General features: G+C 68.9%; 20 protein-coding genes. 8 read left to right on the top strand and 12 right to left on the bottom strand.

From position 1 onward, the window contains the following. The first annotated feature begins 123 nt into the window (after positions 1–123). On the top strand, positions 124–435 hold the full coding sequence (locus IFJ75_RS17920) for a hypothetical protein (RefSeq protein ID WP_207870048.1): 312 nt from the start codon (positions 124–126) through the stop codon (positions 433–435). On the opposite strand, the gene IFJ75_RS17915 is transcribed toward IFJ75_RS17920, so the two are convergent. Next, positions 419–1180, bottom strand: a complete 762-nt coding sequence (locus tag IFJ75_RS17915; protein WP_225896888.1) for a phosphatase PAP2 family protein — start codon at positions 1178–1180, stop codon at positions 419–421. The two genes, IFJ75_RS17920 and IFJ75_RS17915, sit on opposite strands and share 17 nt — an antisense overlap. Before the next feature lie 304 nt (positions 1181–1484). Between IFJ75_RS17915 and IFJ75_RS17910 the strand changes: the two genes are divergently transcribed. Both IFJ75_RS17910 and IFJ75_RS17905 read left to right on the top strand, forming a co-directional pair. Next, a complete protein-coding gene (locus IFJ75_RS17910; RefSeq protein ID WP_207870045.1) occupies positions 1485–3377 on the top strand; it encodes a ribonucleoside-diphosphate reductase subunit alpha in 1893 nt (630 codons plus the stop codon). 197 nt (positions 3378–3574) lie between these two features. After that, positions 3575–4573: a lipid A-modifier LpxR family protein gene (locus IFJ75_RS17905; RefSeq protein WP_225896887.1), complete on the top strand. Its 999-nt coding sequence runs from the start codon at positions 3575–3577 to the stop codon at positions 4571–4573. Between the two features lie 13 nt (positions 4574–4586). Here IFJ75_RS17905 and IFJ75_RS17900 read toward each other — a convergent pair whose 3' ends face one another. The 3 genes from IFJ75_RS17900 to IFJ75_RS17890 form a co-directional block, all read right to left on the bottom strand. Continuing rightward, complete coding sequence (locus tag IFJ75_RS17900) at positions 4587–5549, bottom strand: magnesium transporter CorA family protein (protein WP_207870044.1); 963 nt, start codon at positions 5547–5549, stop codon at positions 4587–4589. A gap of 21 nt (positions 5550–5570) precedes the next feature. After that, the gene (locus IFJ75_RS17895; protein ID WP_207870042.1) at positions 5571–6125 is read right to left on the bottom strand and encodes a CHAP domain-containing protein; all 555 of its coding nucleotides are present in this window, start codon (positions 6123–6125) and stop codon (positions 5571–5573) included. 72 nt (positions 6126–6197) lie between these two features. After that, positions 6198–7253, bottom strand: coding sequence for an acyltransferase family protein (locus IFJ75_RS17890; RefSeq protein ID WP_263973059.1), 1056 nt, complete (start codon positions 7251–7253; stop codon positions 6198–6200). Positions 7254–7404: 151 nt separating this feature from the next. On the opposite strand from IFJ75_RS17890, the gene IFJ75_RS17885 reads away from it, so the two are divergent. Next, on the top strand, positions 7405–7839 hold the full coding sequence (locus IFJ75_RS17885) for a hypothetical protein (protein WP_207870040.1): 435 nt from the start codon (positions 7405–7407) through the stop codon (positions 7837–7839). Positions 7840–7850: 11 nt separating this feature from the next. Here the strand turns inward: IFJ75_RS17885 and IFJ75_RS17880 are convergent, their stop codons facing one another. Then, positions 7851–8291, bottom strand: a complete 441-nt coding sequence (locus tag IFJ75_RS17880; RefSeq protein ID WP_207870038.1) for a COG3650 family protein — start codon at positions 8289–8291, stop codon at positions 7851–7853. Positions 8292–8406: 115 nt separating this feature from the next. On the opposite strand from IFJ75_RS17880, the gene IFJ75_RS17875 reads away from it, so the two are divergent. Continuing rightward, the gene (locus tag IFJ75_RS17875; protein ID WP_207870036.1) at positions 8407–9573 is read left to right on the top strand and encodes a DNA cytosine methyltransferase; all 1167 of its coding nucleotides are present in this window, start codon (positions 8407–8409) and stop codon (positions 9571–9573) included. Here the strand turns inward: IFJ75_RS17875 and IFJ75_RS17870 are convergent. Then, positions 9570–9869, bottom strand: a complete 300-nt coding sequence (locus IFJ75_RS17870; RefSeq protein WP_207870035.1) for a hypothetical protein — start codon at positions 9867–9869, stop codon at positions 9570–9572. The genes IFJ75_RS17875 and IFJ75_RS17870 overlap by 4 nt on opposite strands. Positions 9870–10236: 367 nt before the next feature. Between IFJ75_RS17870 and IFJ75_RS17865 the strand changes: the two genes are divergently transcribed. Next, a complete protein-coding gene (locus tag IFJ75_RS17865; protein ID WP_207870034.1) occupies positions 10237–11592 on the top strand; it encodes a M23 family metallopeptidase in 1356 nt (451 codons plus the stop codon). 211 nt (positions 11593–11803) lie between these two features. Here IFJ75_RS17865 and purH read toward each other — a convergent pair whose 3' ends face one another. The 6 genes from purH to IFJ75_RS17835 form a co-directional block, all read right to left on the bottom strand. Beyond that, positions 11804–13408: a bifunctional phosphoribosylaminoimidazolecarboxamide formyltransferase/IMP cyclohydrolase gene (purH, locus tag IFJ75_RS17860; RefSeq protein WP_207870033.1), complete on the bottom strand. Its 1605-nt coding sequence runs from the start codon at positions 13406–13408 to the stop codon at positions 11804–11806. 93 nt (positions 13409–13501) lie between these two features. Next, the gene (locus IFJ75_RS17855; protein WP_207870031.1) at positions 13502–13681 is read right to left on the bottom strand and encodes a hypothetical protein; all 180 of its coding nucleotides are present in this window, start codon (positions 13679–13681) and stop codon (positions 13502–13504) included. A gap of 9 nt (positions 13682–13690) precedes the next feature. Then, positions 13691–15532 (bottom strand): heparinase II/III family protein, encoded by a 1842-nt coding sequence (locus IFJ75_RS17850; RefSeq protein ID WP_207870030.1) that lies wholly within the window; start codon positions 15530–15532, stop codon positions 13691–13693. Then, positions 15529–16188 (bottom strand): ribulose-phosphate 3-epimerase, encoded by a 660-nt coding sequence (rpe, locus tag IFJ75_RS17845; protein ID WP_207870028.1) that lies wholly within the window; start codon positions 16186–16188, stop codon positions 15529–15531. Before rpe ends, IFJ75_RS17850 begins: the two co-directional genes overlap by 4 nt. Positions 16189–16241: 53 nt before the next feature. Then, positions 16242–17642, bottom strand: coding sequence for an RsmB/NOP family class I SAM-dependent RNA methyltransferase (locus IFJ75_RS17840; protein ID WP_207870026.1), 1401 nt, complete (start codon positions 17640–17642; stop codon positions 16242–16244). After that, positions 17639–19627 carry a potassium transporter Kup gene (locus IFJ75_RS17835; protein WP_207870024.1) on the bottom strand — a complete coding sequence of 663 codons (1989 nt, stop codon included), beginning with the start codon at positions 19625–19627 and terminating at the stop codon, positions 17639–17641. Before IFJ75_RS17835 ends, IFJ75_RS17840 begins: the two co-directional genes overlap by 4 nt. Positions 19628–19806: 179 nt before the next feature. On the opposite strand from IFJ75_RS17835, the gene IFJ75_RS17830 reads away from it, so the two are divergent. Further along, positions 19807–20277, top strand: a complete 471-nt coding sequence (locus IFJ75_RS17830) for an Rrf2 family transcriptional regulator (protein WP_207870022.1) — start codon at positions 19807–19809, stop codon at positions 20275–20277. Between the two features lie 8 nt (positions 20278–20285). After that, on the top strand, positions 20286–21083 hold the full coding sequence (locus IFJ75_RS17825; RefSeq protein ID WP_225896886.1) for an SDR family NAD(P)-dependent oxidoreductase: 798 nt from the start codon (positions 20286–20288) through the stop codon (positions 21081–21083). Positions 21084–21181 lie beyond the last annotated feature (98 nt).

The raw sequence follows: 21181 nt of genomic DNA, 5'->3' as shown, positions 1-21181 counted from the left end.
GATGTCAGGCCGTGCGGAGCCCCTCTTTCCAACCTGACGGCCGATGGCGTCGGCGTCACAGACTTGCCGAACCCGGAAATCTCACCGTAGGGTTGAGGTCGTCATTCAACCGGAGCGACCCCGATGATCTCGATGGCGATTTCGATGGCCCTAGCCATGGCCATGCCGCAGCAGGTGAGCGGGGCGAACGGCCAGACCCTGGCGGGCCAGACGACCTATGGTCCGAACGCCTTCGTCTCGGCGGCCGCCAACTGCGGCGAGGCCTGTATGAACCGGCAGGACCGCATCCAGTCGACCTGGGTGCTGCGTCGTCAGGTGCGCCAGCTGGTTTCGGATAACCGTTGCGACGACGCCCGCGCCCTGGCGAACCGCAGACAGGACGCGCGCTCGACGCGTCTGGTCGAGGCCCAGTGCCCGGTCACGCCGGCGCGCTGACTTCGTCGCGAGCCTCCGGCGCCGCCTGATCCTGCAGGACGGCATGGTGACGCCGCTGGCGGCGGGCAACGGCGTAGGAGACCAGCCACAGGGCCATGGCCCAGGCCGCGCCGACGCTCCAGCCGGCGAAGACGTCGGTGGCCCAGTGGGCGCCCAGATAGATGCGGCTGAGCCCGACCAGCAGGGTCATCACGATCGCCATCCCCATGACGTAGGCCTTGAGCCGTCGGCGCGGGAAGGCGCGCGTCAGCATGACGCCGAGAGAGAGATAGAAGACCGCCGACAGCAGGGCGTGGCCCGACGGGAAACTGGCGTTCAGGGTGTGGACGCTCTGAAACTCCACGGGCGGTCGCGCCCGCTCGAACACCGCCTTCAGGCCTTCGGACAACGCCAGCCCGCCGGCCAGTCCGACAACCAGCAACAGGGCCGACAGCCGTTTCTGCAACATCAGCAGAAGGCCGACCGCCATCAGGGCGAACAGGACGAGAAGCGCCGTACTGCCGAGAGAGGTAATGTCGGCCGCCACAATCCCGGCCCAGGGCGGTCCCAGCGGGCGCGCCGGATCGTCGGCATAGGGGTGCAGGGCATGCAGGACCGCCAGATCAAAACCCTGGTCATCGGCCTCGCGCGAGTCCTCGGCCAGGTCGGCGAAGGTCGCGGCGCACAGGGCGATGACGGCGAAGGCGGCGAGGGCCGCGATCTCGGTCCGCGCCAGAGTGAAGGCGCGGCGCGCGAAGAGGATCAAATTCTGTGTCGGCATCGTCCGTGAACGGCAAGGCTGCGTCCCCGTTCCGATGTGCGACGATTCACGCCTTCGTGATTCCGGCGTCGATTTCGGCGTCACGCCTGCGTCACGGCCTTCGCGCACGCTTTCCACAGAGTCGCCCCCTGTCTTTCGTCTGATTCGCCTGAGAAGTGCGCGTCAAGCCGTTGACGGCTCGTTAGGCATCTGCGCCCTATATGTGGGCTCGGGGAGCGCTTTGGCCACTAGATGATGTGTCCGGCGCTGAGCGGCTTCACTTGCGCATTTGTTCAGGACGTTGACGATCATGGCTGGCCTAGAGGCTTACAAGACCACGGAATTCGCTACGGTTTCCGGCGAAACGGACGCGACGCGTCCGCAGCTGTCCGTGGTCCGGTCGCTGGAACTGGACCGGTCGCGCGACGACCTGCTGACCGATTTCGGCAAGAAGACCCTGGAGGATCGCTACCTGCTCAAGGGCGAGAGCTACCAGGACATGTTCGCCCGGGTCTCGACCGCCTTCTCGGATGACGCCGACCACGCCCAGCGCGTCTATGACTATATGTCGAAGCTGTGGTTCATGCCCTCGACCCCGGTGCTGTCGAACGGCGGCGCGGACCGCGGCCTGCCCATCTCCTGCTTCCTGAACGCGGTCAGTGATTCGCTGGACGGCATCCAGAACGTCTGGAACGAGAATGTGTCGCTGGCTTCGAACGGCGGCGGCATCGGCACCTACTGGGGCGGCGTCCGCTCCATCGGCGAGAAGGTCAAGGGCGCGGGCCAGACCTCGGGCATCATCCCCTTCATCCGCGTGATGGATTCGCTGACCCTGGCGATCTCGCAGGGCTCGCTGCGTCGCGGCTCGGCCGCCGTCTATCTGGACGTGCACCACCCCGAGATCGAGGAGTTCCTCGAGATCCGCAAACCCTCGGGCGACTTCAACCGCAAGTCCCTGAACCTGCACCACGGCATCAACATCACCGACGAGTTCATGGAGGCCGTGAAGGCCGGCGGCTCGTTCGGCCTGCGCTCGCCCAAGAACGACGAAGTCCTGAAGGTCGTGGACGCCCGCGCCCTGTGGCAGAAGATCCTCGAGATCCGCCTGCAGACCGGCGAGCCCTATCTGATCTTCTCCGACACGGTGAACCGGCAGATGCCGCAGCACCAGAAGGACCTGGGCCTGAAGGTCAAACAGTCCAACCTGTGCTCGGAAATCATGCTGCACACGGGCCGCGACCACCTGGGCATCGACCGCACCGCCGTCTGCTGCCTGTCGTCGGTCAACGCCGAGAAATTCCTGGAGTGGCGCGAGGAGCCCCGCTTCATCGAGGACATCATGCGCTTCCTCGACAATGTCCTGGAGGACTTCATCAAGCGCGCCCCGCCGGAAATGAAGGCGGCCGTCTATTCGGCCAAGCGCGAGCGTTCGGTGGGTCTGGGCCTGATGGGCTTCCACTCCTTCCTGCAGTCACAGGGCGTGGCCTTCGAAAGCGCCATGGCCAAGTCGTGGAACATGCGCCTGTTCAAACACCTGCGTCGTGAGGCCGACAAGGCCAGCCGCCTGCTGGCCGAAGAGAAGGGCGCCTGCGAGGACGCCGCCGAGCGTGGCGTGATGGAGCGGTTCTCGCACAAGCTGGCCATCGCCCCGACCGCCTCGATCTCGATCATCTGCGGCGGCACGAGCGCCGGCATCGAGCCGATCCCGGCCAATATCTATACCCACAAGACCCTGTCGGGCTCGTTCGCGGTCAAGAACCCCTATCTGGAAGAGCTGCTGGAGACCAAGGGCGCCAACACCGCCGGCGTCTGGTCCTCGATCCTGGAGCATGAGGGCTCGGTCCAGCACCTCGACATGCTGAGCGACGACGAGAAGGGCATCTACAAGACCGCCTTCGAACTGGACCAGCGCTGGGTCGTGGAACTGTCGGCCGACCGCTCGCCGGAAATCTGCCAGGCCCAGTCGATCAACCTGTTCATCCCCGGCGACGTCAACAAGTGGGACCTGCACATGCTGCACTGGCGCGCCTGGGAGACCGGCGTGAAGTCGCTTTACTATCTGCGCTCCAAGTCGGTTCAGCGGGCCGCCTTCGCCGGCGCCGACGACAAGGCCGAGGCCGAAGGGACCGAGGTCGATCCGAACCAGCCGGACCTCTTCTCTGCCGCCCGCACCGACTATGACGAGTGCCTCGCCTGCCAATAAGGCGAGCATGACGCCCTGAGCCGGGGGTGGGGAATCCATCCCCCGTTGCATGGGTAATCAACCGGACCCTCCCTCCGGGAACCGACCTCTCCACACCTGCGTTGGTCAGGCGTCAGGATTGTGTCGTGAAAAAGTCGTTTGGCGTCTGCCCGGATTCGAGTCAGGGTAATCAGACGTTCACGGCTGTGAGGGGACCGTTGAAGCGTTTCGGGTGTGTCATCGTCGGTCTGGCCGTCTTCGGGGTTTCCGCGACCTCGGCGTTCGCCCAATCGACTCTGACCCCTGAGTGGGCCCGGGCCCAGGAAATCCAGGCCCTGAAGGTCCAGGTTTCTCCCGCTCCGACCCCCGCCACCCACGCCGCCGCACCCTTGGTTCCCGTCAGCGGCCCGGTCAGCGGCGCGCCCGTCAGCGGCGCGGGAACCCCGTCGCAGATGGCCCGGCTGAACCAGCAATCCTATGCCGTCTCCAACGCCCCGGCAGCGGCCGACTTCGGACCGGCCATCGATTTCCAGAGCGCCTATCCCACCGACCGGTTCGCCCCGGCCGCAGAGCGCGCCTCGCCCTTCGCCGCGACCAGCCGGTCGGATGTCTGGCGCGAGGGCGACGGCTATACGGACCGGCTTCGGGTGACGACCCACGGGACGCTGCGCCGCGCCGACGGCTCGCCCCTGCCGGCGACCCTGCATGACGAGAGCGACTTCGCCGTCGATGGCTATGACGTCAGCTATACGCGCGGCTGGCCGGTGGCGCGGGGCTATACGGCCTCGGGCCTGGAAGTCAGCCTGACGCCCCACGCCGGGATCGGCGTCGGCGACGAGGGCGGCTCGGCCGAGGCCGGCGCCACGCTCAAGATCGGCTCCGACATCGAGCGTCTGGTGCCGCGCGGCTCCAGCGCCTTCGGCGAACGGTCGCGCTGGTATGTCTATGCGGCGGGATCCGGCCGGGCGGTCGGCTATAATTTCGCGCGCAACCGCGACGGCGACTACACCCGTTCGGGCATGAGCCAGGAGCGCGGCTCCTCCTTCCTCGGCGACGCCTCCATCGGGGTGGCCATGCGCCGGGGCGACATGCAGACCTCGTTCGGCGTCGTCTATCGCGAGCTGAAGGCCGACGGCATCCACAGCGGCACCGGCATCGACCGCGAGGTCTCCGAAGGCCTGGTGGCCTTCCAGTTCTCGATCCGGCCGGAACACTGACCGGCGAGGGCGGCTAGAGCCAGCCTTTCCGCTTGAACCACAGCAGGGGAAGCGCCGCGGCGACGACCATGGCGACGAGGGCGGCCGGATAGCCCCAGGTCTCGTGCAGTTCGGGCATGTGCTCGAAATTCATGCCGTAGATGGCGCCGATCAGGGTCGGGGGCAGGAAGGCCACGGTGAACAGCGAGAAGACCTTGAAGATCGACGACTGCTGGATGTTGATCATGCCGAGCGCCGCCGAGAGCTGGAAATTGATCCCCGCCGCGACCGCCTGGTTGTGAGAGATCAGACTGGCGGCGTCGCCGCTGAGCGAGCGCAGATGCTCGCGTGAATCCGGGACGTGGTCGATACGCTCATCGGAGGCGATATAGACGAAGATGCGCGCCAGGCCGGCCAGGGACTGTTCGATCCGGGCATTGGCGATATGGGCGCGGCCCAGCTTGGTCAGCAGATGCTCGAAGCCGACCTGCTTGCCCTCGGCGAAGACGTGAGTGGCGACGGCGTCGACCTTGTTGGCGTTGACCGACAGGATGTCGGAGGCCCGGTCGATGATCGCCTCCATCAGGTTCAGGAACAGGTCCGCGCCGGTCGAGCACAGGTTCGGCTCCCGCTCCAGCTTGTCGACCAGCATGGTGAAGGGTTTGGGATCGAAATAGCGGATGGTGACCAGCGGTCCCTTGGTCAGGACGAAGGTGACCGGGTCGATGGTCGGGGTGTCGGCGTCGCCGTTGTGAATGATGTCGGCGGTGACATAGGTGGCGCCGTTCTCACGATACAGACGGCTGGAGGCCTCCAGCTCGGCCATTTCATCGCGGGTGGGGACGGACAGGCCCAGGGCCTTTTCGACCGCCCGATCCTCGTCGGGGGTCGGGGCGACCATGTCGATCCAGAGGGCGTCGGGGGGCAGGGTCCAGTCGAGGACCGGGCCCTGGACCGGCTCACAGACGCCGCTGCCGGCGTGACAGACGCGGATCACGCCGCGCCGTCCCTGCAGGGATTAGTTCTGAGCGCCGACCGAAGCGGTCGAGGCGTCGGCCGACGCCATCTGGCGGGCGCCGTCGAAGGCGTCGCGCGCGCCGTTATAGATGAACCCGTAGGTCGGATAGACGGTCGTGCCGAGGTCATGCACCGGGCTGTACCACACCTTGACCTCGCTCCAATCGTTCTGGCTGGAAACGTCGACGACGGTGACGTTTTCCTCGACCTTGCCGCGGCTGCCGCCCCAGTTGGCGTGGGTGACGCGGATCACGCGGTCGGTCAGGATGTCGGAGACGACGGCGACGTGGCCCCGGGTCATGCGACCCTCGGGACGGAACACCAGGACGGAGCCGGTCTCGGGGGCGCGGCCGGTGCGGAACTTGTCGACGGCTTGCGACCACCAGGTCCAGGCGTCGCCGAAGATCTGGATGCCCGAAAACATCCGGGCGAACGTCACGCACTGCCAGTAGGGATCGCGGGCGTTATCTGCGGCCAGGGCGGCGGACGGCGTTACGCCAACCGCGAAAAATCCCAGGGACGCTGCAACCACAGCGGCGGCGAGCCGTTTCTTCATGCCGTCTATGTGTCCGATTGTTACGCCCGACCCTTGGGTAGACGATTAGCCTCTCAGGGGAAACCCCGACTTTCAGGCGAGTGATTGTGCGCTGCGAGAGAGCTTTGCCGCAGTGCGGCGACGGGCGGCCAACCCCTTCAATGCCCGCCGGGCGGGGAATTCCACGAGGTGGTAGGACGCCGCCGCGACCAGCGGCAGGGCCAGAACGATCGCCAGCCACACGAAAACGTGAAGATGCTTGTCCGGGGCGTTGGTCAGCTTGGCCGCAAGATTCACGGCCAGCAGCTGCCAGGGCACCACGACCATATAGACCGAATAGCTGATCTCCCCGAGATAGACGGCCGGCTTCGAGGACAGCCAGCCGGCGCGGGCGTTGGGCAGGCTGGCCAGGCCGAGGATCAGGGCGCCGGCGAGGGCGACGATGATCCCGTCCCACAGCTGAAGCGCGGCGGCGGCGATCATCAGGGCGGCGGCGGTGGCGGCGATCAGGCCGGGCATGGCCAGGGGCGCGCGGCGGAAGGCCAGATAGAGGGCGCAGCCATAGGCGAAGCAGGGGACGATGCGGAGCGCGCCCCAGGCGATGGTCGCCTCGGTCAGGGGGAAGCCCGCCAGGCGCGGGAAGACGAAATAGAGGCCGCCCAGCAGGATCAGGGCCCCGGCGATGGCCGTGACCGGGCGATGCCGCAGCTTCCAGGCCGCGAAGGCGAAGAGGGGGAAGGAAAGATAGGCGAACCATTCGGCCGAGATGGACCAGGACCGGTGGTTCCAGCCCGCCTCGGGCGCCAGACCCCAGGCATGGACCATGAAGAGGTTGGCGGGCAGGGAGGCCCAGCTCATGACGCTGCCGTCGATGCTCATGCCCGCGAAGAGGGCGGCGAAGCCCAGCGCCATGACGGCCAGAAGGGTAGCGATGTGCAGGGGATAGACCCGGGCGATGCGGGCCCAGAGGAATTCGCGATAGTTGAAGCGCTTCTCTCCGGCCGACGCCAGATAGACGTGACAGAGGATGAAGCCCGACAGGACGAAGAAGAGCTCGACGCCCAGATAGCCCTTGGCGATCACCGCCGGCTTGAAGGTCACCGCCAGATTGTCCCACAGGGCGTAGACGGCGACCCACATGGCGGCCATGAAGCGCAGGGCCGTGAGCGAGCGCAGGTCCGTCGGGGCGCCGTTCGCCTGCACCAGATGGGCGGCGTGGAGGTGATCCGGCTCGGCGTTCTGCGTCTGGGTCATGCCCGATCCTTAGGATCATTGGGCTTTGAGAACCGTTAAGGGCGCGATGAACAACACCATTTCGATCGAAGACGTGATGTCGCAGGCCTCGGCGAAGGCCGGGCAGGAGCCGGATCAGGCGCGGGCTGCGCTGATCGGGGCGCTGGGCCTGCTGGAGAAGCATGCGGCGCCTGAGGCGCGCGACGCCTTCTATGCCGCCGTACCGGGCGCGGCGGATCTGGCGCTGTCGCCCGAGGCGAAGCCGCGCGGCGGCGGACTGATGGGCGGGCTGATGAAGAGCGCGGGCGGGGTCTCGGGCGCGGCCATCGGCGACGCCATGGGCCTGCTGGACCGCTTGAAACGCGTGGGGATCGGCAAGGACGAGCTGAAACGTCTGCTGCCCGCCGCCCGCGATGCGGTCACCGGAGCGACCGGCCGCGACTGGATGGGCGAGGCGGTGAAGACGGTTCCCGGCGTCGGCGCCCTGCTGGGCGACGGCTAGGCCCTGTCCGTTCAGGCGGGCGGCTGGCTGTTGAGGAAGGTCTGGGAAGCGGCGCAACCCGTCAGGGTGGCCTCGCCCATCTGGACCCGGGCCGTCAGGGGATAGAGGCGGTCGCTCATCCCGTCCGAGCATTCGGTGGCGATCAGGGTCACGACCATCTCGGCGCCGTCCTCGGTGGCGGCGGTGTAGACGGCCTTGGCGCCCAGGACGACGGGCTGGGGGTTGGCCGCACGCCGGGTGTCGCGATCGACGCCGGTATAGACCATGGCGTCCTTCGTGATCTCCACGCTCCAGAAGGGCTCGGTCCCGAGCGCGCGCAACGGCTGGTTCAGATCGACCCCGCCCAGGCTGGCCGGGGTCGGAGCGTCGGCCGGAGCCTCGGTCTTCTCGGTCGTACCCTGGGAACAGGCGGCCAGAAGGGCGAGCGGGGCGAGGAGCAGGATGGGGCGCATTGGGGGCTTTCCGGAGGGGGACCAGGACGCCGCTATGGTCCCCACAGCGCCTGCCGGGTCAAGTCCGTCGCCAATGGATGTCGCCAACAGATTCGGGGGCGCCTAGAATCCGCACATGGCGATTCGCGGGGACAATTCAGCAGCCAAGGTGGCGCCGGGAGGCGTGCTCGAGTTCTTCGCCGGCGGCGGGCTGGCGGGGATCGGGCTGGCGAGCGCCGGCTTCCATACCCTGATGGCCAATGACATCGATGCGGCCAAGGCCCGTGCCTTTCGCGCCAACCATCACGATACGCCCCTGCACGAAGGCGACGTCTGGGACCTGACGACCGCCGATCTGCCGGGGACGCCCGACCTGTGCTGGGCCTCGTCCCCCTGTCAGGACGTCAGTCTGGCCGGGGCGCGCGGCGGGCTGGAGGCGCGGCGATCGGGGGCCTTCTGGGGGTTCTGGCGGCTGATGAAGGGACTGGCCGACGAGGGTCGGGCGCCGCGAGCGATCGCGATCGAGAATGTGGTCGGGCTGCTGACCTCGGCGGGCGGGCGGGACTTCGCCGCCGTCTGTCAGGCCCTGACCGAGGGGGGCTACCGCGTCGGGGCGCTGGAGATGGACGCGGGACTGTGGCTGCCGCAGTCGCGGCCCCGGCTGTTCATCGTCGGGTTGAAGGACGCGGCAGGAGCCGAGGCTGCACCTGGCATCTTCCATTCGCCGCGCCTGATCGCGGCCCATGACCGGCTGCCCGAGGCGGTGAAGGCGAACTGGGCCTGGTGGTCCCTGCCCGCCCCGCCGCGGCGCAACCTGGACCTCGCCGCCCTGCTGGAGCCGGATGCGGCGGTCGACTGGTTCGATGCGAACCAGACGCAAGACCTGCTGGCCCTTTCGGCGCCCCTGCACCGGGCCCGGCTGGAGGCGGCCCTGGCCTCGGGCGAGCGCCGGGTGGCGGCGGCCTTCCGGCGGGTGCGGACCGAGACCGGGGTCAAGGTCCAGCGGCTGGAGCTGAGGCTGGACGGCCTCGCCGGCTGTCTGCGCACCCCCTCGGGCGGATCGTCGCGCCAGTATGTGCTGGTGTGCGAGGCCGGACAGGTCCGCGCGCGGCGGCTGACGGGGCGCGAGACCGCGCGGCTGATGGGACTGGCCGAGGCCTATCGGCTGCCGGGCAGCGAGAGCGCGGCGCTGAAGCTGATGGGCGACGCCGTGGCCGTCCCCGTGGTGCGGGCCCTGGCCGAAGGGCTTCTGGCCCCGGCCCTAGGTCTGCGCGTCCTGAAGGGCGAAGGGATCGCGGCCTAGTAGATCAGGTCGTCGTCCCCGGACCGGTTCTCCTCGCGGCCGGGATCCAGACTGTTGTCGACGCGGTCGTCCCAACCCTCGCGGTCCGAGCGGAAGGCGAGGCTCATCAAGACCCAGCTGAGCGCCACCGTCCCCAGAATGCCCAGCCCCATGGCGATCCAGCCGTGCAGACTGAGCGCCCCGCCGCCGATCAGTCGCCAGACCCAGGCCAGACCCAAGGTCGAGACTGCCGCGATGACGCAGGCCAGGCTGATGGACCAGAGCAGGCGCCGGAGACGGGAGACGGGGCGGGGCATGACCCAATCTCGCACAGGGCCGGGCCGGAACGTAAAATTGTTTGAGTGATTTCTGCGAGCGCTTCGCACGGTTCAGAGTTGCTTTGAGGCCACGCGCTGTGACCTTGAAACACCTTTAGTCTAACTGAACTACTGTCAGTTGCGTCAAACGGCTCAGCTGAATGTCTTTGGTTATAATCTCATCGCCTGTTCGGCGAAAACGCCCGCCAGCGCTGGAATACAGGAGCGTTAACCGAATGTAACGGACTGCTTCCCATTGTGACACCGGCAGGCTATACGGCTTGTCTCGCGACACCGGGGGACACCGGGCGCGATCCTTGCATACTGTTGAGTGGCGCCGTCGGGCGTCGTCATTTCCTGGGGACCGATGGCTCAGTTCGATCCACGCCGCCAACCGACGCGTTTTGCGCCGCACCTGCTGACCGCCGCCGCTGCGCTGACGGTCGCGATGCTGGCCGGTCGAGTGTACCAACCCGCCCAGGCGGCGGAAGTTCCCGAACTGACCTCTCAACAGGTGGCCAACCTTGAGGCGCGCGCCTTCGCCTCGGCCAATGCGCCCGAAGGCCTGACCGCCCCCGAAGCCGTCAACGTCCAGATCCGCAAGGGCGAGACCTTCGAACAGGCCGTGCGCCGCACCGGCATCGGCGAGGCCGACGCCCACGCCGTCGCCGAAACCATTTCCAACGCCTTCGACCTGGCCGATCTGCGCGCCGGTCTGAAGTTCGAGACCGCCATTTCCAAGCCGCGCGGCGGCATGGGCGAGGCCCGGCTGATCGGCCTGACGATGCGCACCGGCCCGGCCAGCCAGCTAACCGTTTCGCGCAGCTTCGACGGCGCCCTGCGCCTGCGCGCCCTCGACGAGAAGGTGACGCACGAGATCGTCGTCGCCCACGGCACGGTGAACTCCTCGCTGGCCTCCTCGGCCGGCGCCTTCGGGGCCACCTCGGCCATCATCCGCCGCGCCACCCAGGTCTTCTCGGGCAAGGTCGACATGCGCCGCGACGTGCGCGGGGCCGACGAGTTCACCCTGGTGTTCGACCGCTCGGTCACCGAACAGGGCCGCACGGTCTCGACCGGCGACCTGATGTACGCCGAGATCAAGGGCCAGGCCTTCTATCGCTTCAAGCCCGCCGGCGCCCGCGAGACCGCCTATTTCGACGCCAGCGGCAAGAACCTGAAGACCACGGCGATGCGCGCGCCGCTCGCCACCTTCCGCCGCATCTCCTCGGGCTTCGGCGTGCGGGTCCACCCGCTGTCGGGCTTCCGCAAGATGCACCAGGGCATGGACTATGCCGCCGTGACCGGCACCCCGGTCGTGGCCCCCGCCGACGGCGTGGTGGTCGAGGCCCGCCGCTGGGGCGGCTACGGCAACTGGCTGCGCATCCGTCACTCGAACGGCCTCGAAACCGGTTATGGCCACCTGTCGCGCTACGGCTCGGGCATCCGCGCCGGCCAGCGCGTGTCGCAGGGCCAGATCGTCGCCTATGTCGGCACGACCGGCGCCTCGACCGGCCCGCACCTGCACTATGAAATCTGGCGCAACGGCCAGCGGATCAACCCGGCCTCGGTCCGCACCTCCGAGGGCACAGTCCTCGCCGGCGCCGATCTGGCCGCCTTCCGCGCCGAAAAGGCCCGCATCGACCGCATCATCGCCCAGGGCGGCGAGCGCAAGCCGGCGACGATGCAGGCCGATGTCCAGGGGCTGCGTCCGGCCCGGGGCTGAGACGCCACTCCAGACGGAAACGAAAAACGGCGGCCCGATCATCGGGCCGCCGTTTTGCTGTGTGGGGTGGTCAATCTTCACCGCTCATCCCGACGAAAGTCGGGATTCAGATCCAGACACCGGGCCTGCGGCAGAGCCGTGCAGAGCGCAGAACTTCAAGCAGCAGATGTGAATCTGGACCCCGGCCTTCGCCGGGGTGAGCGGTGTGTGATCAGTGCCTGAACACCCGCACGCCGGTGAAGGCCATGGCGATGCCCTTTTCGTCGGCGGCGGCGATGACCTCGGCGTCGCGCATCGAGCCGCCGGGCTGGATGACCGCCGTGGCGCCCGCCGCAACCGCTTCCAGAAGGCCGTCGGCGAAGGGGAAGAAGGCTTCGGACGCGCAGGCCGAACCCTCGGCCAGGGAATGGGCCAGACCCTTGGCTTCACCGGCCTCACGGGCGCGGATGGCGGCGATGCGGGCCGAGTCGCGGCGGTTCATCTGACCGGCGCCGATGCCCGCCGTCTGGCCGTCCCTGGCATAGACGATGGCGTTGGACTTGACGTGTTTGGCCACGGTGAAGGCGAACAGCATGTCCTGGATCTCGGTCGGGGTCGGCTGGCGCTTGGTCACGATCTTGAGATCAGCCGGCTTGATCAGCGAGCGGTCGCGCGACTGGACCAGGAAGCCGCCGGCGACCGAGCGGAAGACCTCGCCCGCACCGTGCGGGTCGGGCAGGCCGTCGGTGATCAACAGGCGCAGGTTCTTCTTGGCCGCGAAGATTTCCTTCGCCTCCTCGTCCGCGCCGGGGGCGATGACCACTTCGGTGAAGATGTCGGTGATGGCGCGGGCGTCGGCGCCGTTCAGCGGGCGGTTGACGGCAATGACGCCGCCGAAGGCCGAGACGGCGTCGCATTCCAGCGCGCGGGCATAGGCTTCGGACAGGTCCTTGCCGACCGCGACGCCACAGGGGTTGGCGTGTTTGACGATGACCACGGCCGGCTGCTCGAACTCGGCGACCAGCTCATAGGCGGCGTCGGCGTCGGCGATGTTGTTGTAGCCCAGCTCCTTGCCCTGGATCTGGGTGGCGTGGGCGACGCCGGGGCGAGCCTCTCCGGTGCGGTAGAAGGCGCCCGTCTGGTGCGGGTTCTCGCCGTAGCGCAGGGTCTGGGCCAGGGATCCGGCGATCGACTTGCGGGCCGGGGCGGCGTCGTCCAGCTGGCCGGCGAACCAGCCCGAGACGGCGGCGTCATAGGCGGCGGTGCGGGCGAAGGCGCGGGCGGCGAGGCGTTTGCGCAGGGCGAGGTCGGTCGAACCCTCGGCCTTGAGGGCCTCGACGATCAGGGCGATGGACCCGGCGTCGACGGCGACGGCGACATAGCCGTGGTTCTTGGAGCCCGAGCGGATCATGGCCGGACCGCCGATGTCGATGTTCTCGATCACCGCGTCGAAGCCCGCGCCCGAGGCGACGGTGGATTCAAACGGATAGAGGTCGATCCAGACGATATCGATCGGGCCGATGCCGTGTTCGTCCATGGCCGCCTTGTGCTCGGTGGCGTCGCGCACGCCCAGCAGGCCGCCGTGAACCACGGGGTGCAGGGTCTTGACCCGGCCGTCCATCATCTCGGGGAAGCCCGTCAGATCGGCGACGTCCTTGACCGGCAGGCCGAAGCCCGCGATCGCCGCCCGGGTGCCGCCGGTGGAGACCAGCTCGACGCCCGCGTCGTGCATCGCGCGCGCCGCCTCTTCCAGACCCGCCTTGTCGGACAGGGAGATCAGGGCGCGGACGGGCTTCACCCGGTCAGGAGCGGGCGGGAAATCGGGAGCTGCGGGCATGGGTTTCGTCCGGGTCGGTAGAATCGGGGAGCGATTGCGCGCGCCCTTAACACTCATGAACCGGGGCGTCACCCAAGGAGGGACGCCTGAGCCCTACTTTCTCCGCGCGCGCGACCACAAAAGCCACGCGCCGAGGGGAAGCCCCCCGAACAGCCACAGGCCGATGAAGAGGGTCTGGGCGGCGTCGGCCGAAACCCATCCCACTGCTGAAGCGACAGTCACCGCTCCGGCGGCGACAAAGAGGGCGGCGATGGCGAGCCGAAGCCGGATCATCTCATGGTCCTAGACCGGGTCGCCCGCGGCGCCGGCGGGGCTGAGCTTCCAGCGGATCCTGGTCTCCGCGTCGGTGCGGGCCGAGCCGCGCACGACGATCTGCAAGGATCGCCGGGTCAGGCCGTCGTCGATGTGGACGCTGGGCTCGATGGCGACGTCGGGGCCATCGGTGCGGAACCACCAGCCGCGTCCCGAATGGCCGCGCAGCAGGATGGAGCGGCGATCGCGGGCCAGTGAGGCCTGAACCCCGGGCTCCAGATGGAAGCGGACGGCATAGGGGGCGGCGATGGCGCGAACGTCTTCCTCGTGGCCGGGGGCCGGGTGTAGCCGCTCCTCGGCGCGCAGTTCGTCCAGACGCTGGTCCAGATAGAGGCGGCGCTGGTGCAGCAGGCCGAAGGGCACGGCCCAGCCGTCATGCTCCAGCTCCAGCCAGACGGCGCCTTCGCCCTCGCGGTGCTCGTTGGTGACGTGGATCGGGCGGCCGATCATGCGCGGGCCCAGAAGGTCGCCCTTCCAGCCGCCGAGCGGGTCGCCGAGCGAGATTTCGCCCAGCGTCAGGGTGGTGTGGGCCGGGGTCAGGCGCAGGCCCTGACGGTCGCCCGCGCGAGGCGTCCAGCCGCAGCCGGTGATCAGCCGGTCCTTGCCGCAGCAGACCTCGAGCGCCAGAGGCTGGGCGCAGGCGGCCTCGCCCCAGGCCCCGTGCGACAGGGCGCCGGTGTCGGCGATGACGGTCAGCAGGGAGCCGTGGATGCGGCGCAGGCCGCCGACGAGACCGGCCAGCGGCGCTTGGGCGCCCGGGCTCTGGGTCCAGTCGTCATGGGCCCGGGCGGCGGCGACCAGATCGGCCTTGGACGGGCCCCCGCCCTGGAAGCTGGTCAGACGGCCGTCGGGCAGGGTCTGTACCCTGAGGGCCGAGGTCAGGCGCTGGATGGCGCCGGCGGCGGCCTCGGACAGGGGCTCCGACAGCTGTGACAGGGCGTCGTCGAGGGTCAGGAGGTCGAGCAGCAGGCTGAGGCCGGCCTCGGGATTGCGCGAGGCGTGGCCGCCGTCGCCCTGGACCGTGACGCGCAGGGCGCCGTTCAGGCGGCTGAGCGCCGCCTTGCGGATCGAGACACCGGGCGGTCCGGCGAGAACGCAGCCGGCGAGGGCCGCGGCGATCATGCGCTCGGCCTTGCCCGCGAGGCCGCCGGGCGGACGCAGCAGCTGACGCCCCTGACGGGCGAGGATGTCGCACAGCCGCAGACGCTCGACCTCGGTGGCCACGCCTCCCATCCGGCGGGCGGCGCAGGACAGGTTGAACACCCGCCGCGCCAGAATGCCGGGCTCCCAGGCGAAGGGCGACCAGCGGGTGAAATGATCGGCCCAGGCCAAGGTCAGACGCAGGGCCTCGCGCGCGCCGCGGTCGCCCTGGAGCATCAGGGCCGGCAGCCAGGCGAAGGCGTGCAGGTCGACGGCGAAGCTGCGCGAGGGGCTGGGCCGGTCCCACGGATCCTCGGGCGCCGCGACCTCAAGGCTGACGCCGGCCAAGGTGAAGCGGCCGTCGAGCAGGGCCTTGCCCAGGGTCGCATCGGCGGGACGGAAGTCGCGCGGAGTGGCGGCGAGCGCGGTGGCTTTGCCCCCGGTCAGGGCGCCGGCGAGGGTCAGGCCATAGCCGGGCAGGCCGTAGAGCTCGATCCACATCTGGCGTGTGAGCAGGCGGCCGAGGATGGCGGGCCACATGGTCGGGCCAGTATGGGGGCCGCCGGAGCGGATCGGGGTGCGCACGGGCGCGCCCCTGAGCCCCGGGATGGCGCCGGGCGCGGGCCCCTCGGCCTCGGCGGGCCGGGGGGCGAAGGGACCGAGGGGATTCACGCGGCCTTCAGTGCGGCGATGTTGGCGGCGTAGGCCTCAGGCCCGCCCTTGAACACGGCCGTGCCGGCCACGAGGGCGTCGGCCCCGGCGGAGACGCAGGCGCCCGCGTTGGCGGCGGTGACCCCGCCGTCGACCTGCAGATGGGCCTTGGACCCGGCGGCGTCGAGCAGGGCACGGGTGCGCTCGATCTTGCGCAGAGAGCTGTCGATGAAGGACTGGCCGCCGAAGCCCGGATTGACCGACATGATGAGCACCAGATCGACCAGCTCGACCACGTCCTCGAGCACGCTCAGCGAGGTGCCGGGATTGAGCACGACGCCGGCCCTGGCGCCCAGCTGGCGGATGCGGCCCAGCGTCCGGTGCAGGTGCGGCCCGCTCTCGGGGTGGACGGTCAGGATGTCGGCGCCGGCGTTGCGATAGGCCTCGAGCCAGGGATCGACCGGGGCGACCATCAGATGGACGTCGAAGGGCAGTTTGGCGTGCGGCCGCAGGGCCTTCACAACGTCCGGGCCAATGGTGATGTTGGGCACGAAATGGCCGTCCATGACGTCGACATGGACCCAGTCGGCGCCCGCCGCCTCGATGGCGGCGACTTCTGAGCCAAGCTTCGCGAAATCGCTGGCGAGGATCGAGGGACAGATCAGGGGCGCGGTCATGCGCACGGGATAAGACGGGTCGCGCCGGGGGGCAAGGCTCCCCCGACTTTGATCTAGCCCTGAACCCGCTCCAGCTTCGCGGCGAAGAAGCCGTCGAGGCCGCCGTTTTCGGCCCACATGGAGGGCAGGATGCGCAGCCAGCCCTCGGGGGTCAGGGCCTCGGCGGGGGCGCCGACGGCGGCCGGCTCGGCCGTCACCGTGCGGAAGGCCGGGTTGCGGCGCAGGAAGGCGATGATCTGGGTCTCGCCCTCCTCCCGCTCCAGAGAGCAGACGCAATAGACCATGCGACCGCCCGGGGCGACGCGTTCCGCGGCGGCGTCGAGCAGCCTGTGCTGGACATCGGCCAGCTTGCCCACATCCGCCGGCTTGGTGGCGCGCAGGACTTCCGGATTGCGGCGGAAGGTGCCGGTGGCGGTGCAGGGGGCGTCGAGCAGGACGGCGTCGAAGGTGCGGCTGTCCAGCCAGTCCTCGGCCGGCATGACGGCGATGGCGGCCTCAAGCCCGGTGCGGTCGAGATTCTGACGCAGGCGTTTGAGGCGGGCCTCGGAACGGTCCAGCGCCTGAACGGTCGCGCCGGCGGCCGCGATCTGCAGCGTCTTGCCGCCCGGGGCGGCGCACATGTCGAGGGCGGTCTCGCCGGCCATGGGAGCCAGCAGGCGGACGGGCACGGCGGCGGCGGCGTCCTGGACCCACCAGTTTCCGTCCTTGAAGCCGGGCCAGGCCGCGACGTCGCCGCGACGGCCCGTGCGGACCGAACCGCCGGGGAGCACCTCGCCCTCGACGGCTTCAGCAAGGGCGGCCGCATCCTGACCGGGTTTGAGGCTGAGGTCGGTCGGCGGCTCCTCGCGGGCGGCGAGGGCCAGGCCGATCAGGGCCTGGTCGCCATAGGTCTGTTTCCAGCGCGCCGCGATCCACTCGGGCAGGTTCGATTCCGCCGTGGTCAGGCCGGGGCCTTCGCGGTCGATGCCACGCAGGACGGCGTTCACGAGGTTCTTGTAGGGCCGGGTCTTGGGATCGCGCTCGGCCAGCTTCACAGCCGTAGACACCGCCGCGAAGGCCGGGGTCTCGAGCACCAGCGTCTGGGCCAGGGAGATGCGCATCAGGGTGCGGACGGCCTCGGGCGGCCGCTTCTGGAGCTTGCGGTCGAGGATCTGGTCGATCTCGCCCAGACGGCGCAGCGCCGCCATGGCCACGGCGCGGGCGAAGGCGCGGTCCGGTCCCGGCAGGGCGGTGACGGCGGGCAGGGCCAGGGCCTCGTCGAGGCCGCCGCGACGGATCAGGGCCGCGTTGAGCAGGACGCCGGCGGCGACGCGGGCCTCGACGCCGACATCGACCGAGTCATCGTTGGGGTTCTGGACCTGCGGCTTCGGCTCACGGCGGGGACCGCGCGCCTTGTCGGCGAGGCGGCGACCGCGCGCGCCGGAGTCTTTCCCCTTGGGGGTTCCGCCGGTCAAACCGAGACCTGCGTGCCGAGCTCGACCACCCGTCCGGGCGGAATGTGGAAGAAGTCGGTCGGGTTCGCGGCGTTACGCATCAGGAAGATATACAGCTTGTCCTGCCACAGGGGCATGCCCTGGCTGGCCGAAGGAATGACCGAGCGGCGGCCGAGGAAGAAGCTGGTCGACATGATGTCGAACTTCAGCCCCTGTTTGCGGCACAGACCCAGGGCGCGCGGGACGACCGGGCTCTCCATAAAGCCGTAGCTCAGGGTGATCTTCTTGAAGTCCTCGTTGATGGGCTCCATCAGGACCCGTTCCGAATCCGGCACGCGCGGCCGGTCGGTCGTGCGCACCGTCAGGATGACGTTCTTCTCGTGCAGCACCTTGTTGTGCTTGAGATTGTGCATCAGGGCGACCGGGGCGACGTCGGGGTCCGAGGTCAGGAAGATGGCCGTTCCCGGGGCGCGATGCGGCGGACGGGCGCGCAGCATCTCGATCAGATCGGTCAGCGGCAGGCTGTCCTTCTTGGCCTTGGCGGTCAGGATCTGGGAACCGCGCGTCCAGGTCCACATGATCAGGATCAGGATCGCGCCGAGCACCAGCGGCAGCCAGGCGCCGTCGGGGATCTTGAGCAGGTTCGAGGTCAGGAAGACGGTGTCGATGAAGCCGAACGGGATCAGGCAGGCCAGGGTGGTCCAGATCGACCAGCCCCACTTCTTGGTGATGACCGGGAAGCTCATCAGGGTGTTGATCAGCATGACCCCGGTGACGGCGACGCCATAGGCGGCGGTCAGATTATGCGAGCTCTGGAACACCACCAGCAGGGTCAGGACCCCGACCATCAGGAAGGTGTTCACCGCGGGCACGAAGATCTGGCCGGCCTGGGTCTCGGAGGTGAAGCGGATATCGATGCGCGGCAGGAGGCCCAGCTGGACGGCCTGCTGGGTCACCGAGAAGGCGCCGGTGATCACGGCCTGGGAGGCGATGACGGTGGCGACGGTGGCCAGACCCAGCATCGGCCAATAGGCCAGCTCGGGCACCATGGCCCAGAAGGGGTTATCGGCGGCGCCGGGGTGCGACAGGATCATCGCGCCCTGACCCAGATAGTTCAGGGTCAGGCAGGGCAGCACGAAGCAGAGCCAGCCGGCGCGGATCGGCGCCTTACCGAAGTGACCCATGTCGGCATAGAGGGCCTCGGCCCCGGTCACAGCCAGGAAGACCGACCCCAGGATGATGAAGCCCAGGAAGCCGTCATCCAGCAGCAGCATGACGCCATAGTGGGGCGACAGGGCGCGCAGAATGCTGGGGTCGTCGAAGATGTGGATCAGGCCGATGACGCCGAGGCTGAGGAACCAGACGGCGGTGATCGGGCCGTAGAATTTGGCCAGACCCGCGGTGCCGCGCGACTGGACCAGGAACAGGCCGACGAGGATGGCGGCCGCGATGGGCACGATGAAGGGGTCAAGCGAGGTCCCCACGCCCGGCGCGTCCTTCACGCCCTCGATGGCCGAAAGCACCGAAATGGCCGGGGTGATGATGCCGTCGCCGTAGAAGAGGGCCGCGCCGCAGACGCCGAGGATGAAGATCCAGGCGCTGCGTCGGCCGATCGCATGCGTGGCCAGAGCCATCAGGGCCAAGGTCCCGCCCTCGCCCTTGTTGTCGGCGCGCATCAGGAAGATGACGTATTTGAACGTCACAACGATCATCAGGGCCCAGAAGGCCAGCGAAACGACGCCGACGATGGCCAGATCGCCGCCGACGCCCGACTGGGCATGAGCGATGGCCTCGCGCAGGGCGTAGAGCGGGCTGGTGCCGATGTCCCCGAAAACGACGCCGATGGCGCCGATGGTCAGGCCCCAGAAGCCGGTCTTGACCGCGGCGTGGCCGCCGTGGCCGCCATGGGCGGCGGCGTGCGCTCCGGCGGCGACGCCGGTCGTGTCGGTAATCGAGGTGGGCGGAGCGGGGGGAGCGCCGTCGCCTCGGGGAGCATCCCCAGCCATGAATATCCTCCGGGCTGCGCGATCGGCGCGCCCATCAAAGCGGAGCGCCTGTAGGCTCATTCCGCGCCCGGTTCAATCGTGCGACACCGGTTTCAGTTGCACCGTGTTCTCCCGATCCGCCACACCGATTTGTGAATCCGCCACGGAACGCTTACCTTGGGGGCTGGAACCGAGCAAAAATGTCAGACAGCCAACGCTTTCCCGTCGCCGCCCACGCCCTGGCCTATCTGGCCCACAAGGACGCGTATGATGCTGCGCGCGCCATGCCCAGCGCCGTGCTGGCCGGCTCGATCCCGACCAATCCCGTGGTGATCCGCCGCGTCACCGCCCTTCTGGCCAAGGCCGGGCTGATCGCCACCCGTCCTGGCGCGTCCGGCGGCAGCTGGCTGCTGCGTCGGCCCGAAGAGATTCGGTTGGATCAGGTGCTGCGCGCGGTCAACGGCTGCGCCCACCTCGGCTCGCCGCCGCAGGGCGCCAAGGGCTGCCCGGTCAGTGAACATATCCCGCGTCAGGTCGCCCGCGCCCTGACCGCCGCCGACAGCGCGGCCCATGAGGCCCTGAGCCGGATCACCATCGCCGACCTGCTGGCCGAAAGTCCCGAGTCCCTCGCGGCCTTCGCGCCCCACGCCTCCTGTCCGGTCGCGGCCTGATCTCACCGGTGAAACGCACCGCCCTGATCACCGGCGCCTCGGCCGGCATCGGCGCGGCCCTGGCCCGGGTCTATGCCGAAAAGGGCTGGGACCTGATTTTGGTCGCCCGCCGCGCGACGCTTCTGGAAGATCTGGCGCGCGAACTGACCGTCGACCATGGCGCGACCGCCGTCGTCCTGACCGCGGATCTGGCCGATCCGGACGCGCCGCATCGGCTGGCCATGACGCTGGAGCAGCGCGGCCTGACGGTCGATGCCCTGATCAACAATGCAGGGTTCAGCCGGACGAGCGGCTTTCTCGCCACCGACCCGGACGAACACGCCGCCATGATCGACGTCATGCTGACGGCGCCGATCGCCCTGAGCCGACTGCTGATCCCCGGCATGGTCGAGCGTGGCTTCGGACGGGTGCTGAATGTGGCCTCGCTGGCGGGGCTGATGCCCGCGACAGGCGGCGATACCCTGTACGGACCGATAAAGAGTTTCCTGATCAAGGCCTCGGCGGGGCTGCATCTGGAGCTGGCGGGAACGGGGGTCAACGTCACCGCCCTGTGCCCCGGCTATACTCTGACCGAGTTCCACGACGTCAACGGCAGCCGTGAGGAGGTGTCCTCCGCCTATCCGGCCTGGATGTGGCAGACGGCGGACCATGTGGCCCGGGTCGGCTATGCGGCGGTGGAGGCCAATCGGCCGCGGGTCGTGCCCGGCTGGCGCAACAATCTGCTGGCGGCGATCCCGAAACTTCTGCCCGACAATCTCGCCCTGAAGATCATCGGCGGACACGCGAAACGGCTGAAGCGAATCTGACTTCAGGATCAGTGAACCCGGTGCAGACCTTCTGCGAGCGCGGCGCCCGCAGCGATCATCGCCACCGGAATCGCCAGAATGACGAACCGCGCATTGCG

This window comes from Brevundimonas goettingensis (assembly GCF_017487405.1).
GTDB classification, from domain to species: domain Bacteria; phylum Pseudomonadota; class Alphaproteobacteria; order Caulobacterales; family Caulobacteraceae; genus Brevundimonas; species Brevundimonas goettingensis.
Note: the sequence above shows the minus strand (reverse complement) of the source record. Positions and strands in the feature narration are given on the sequence as shown.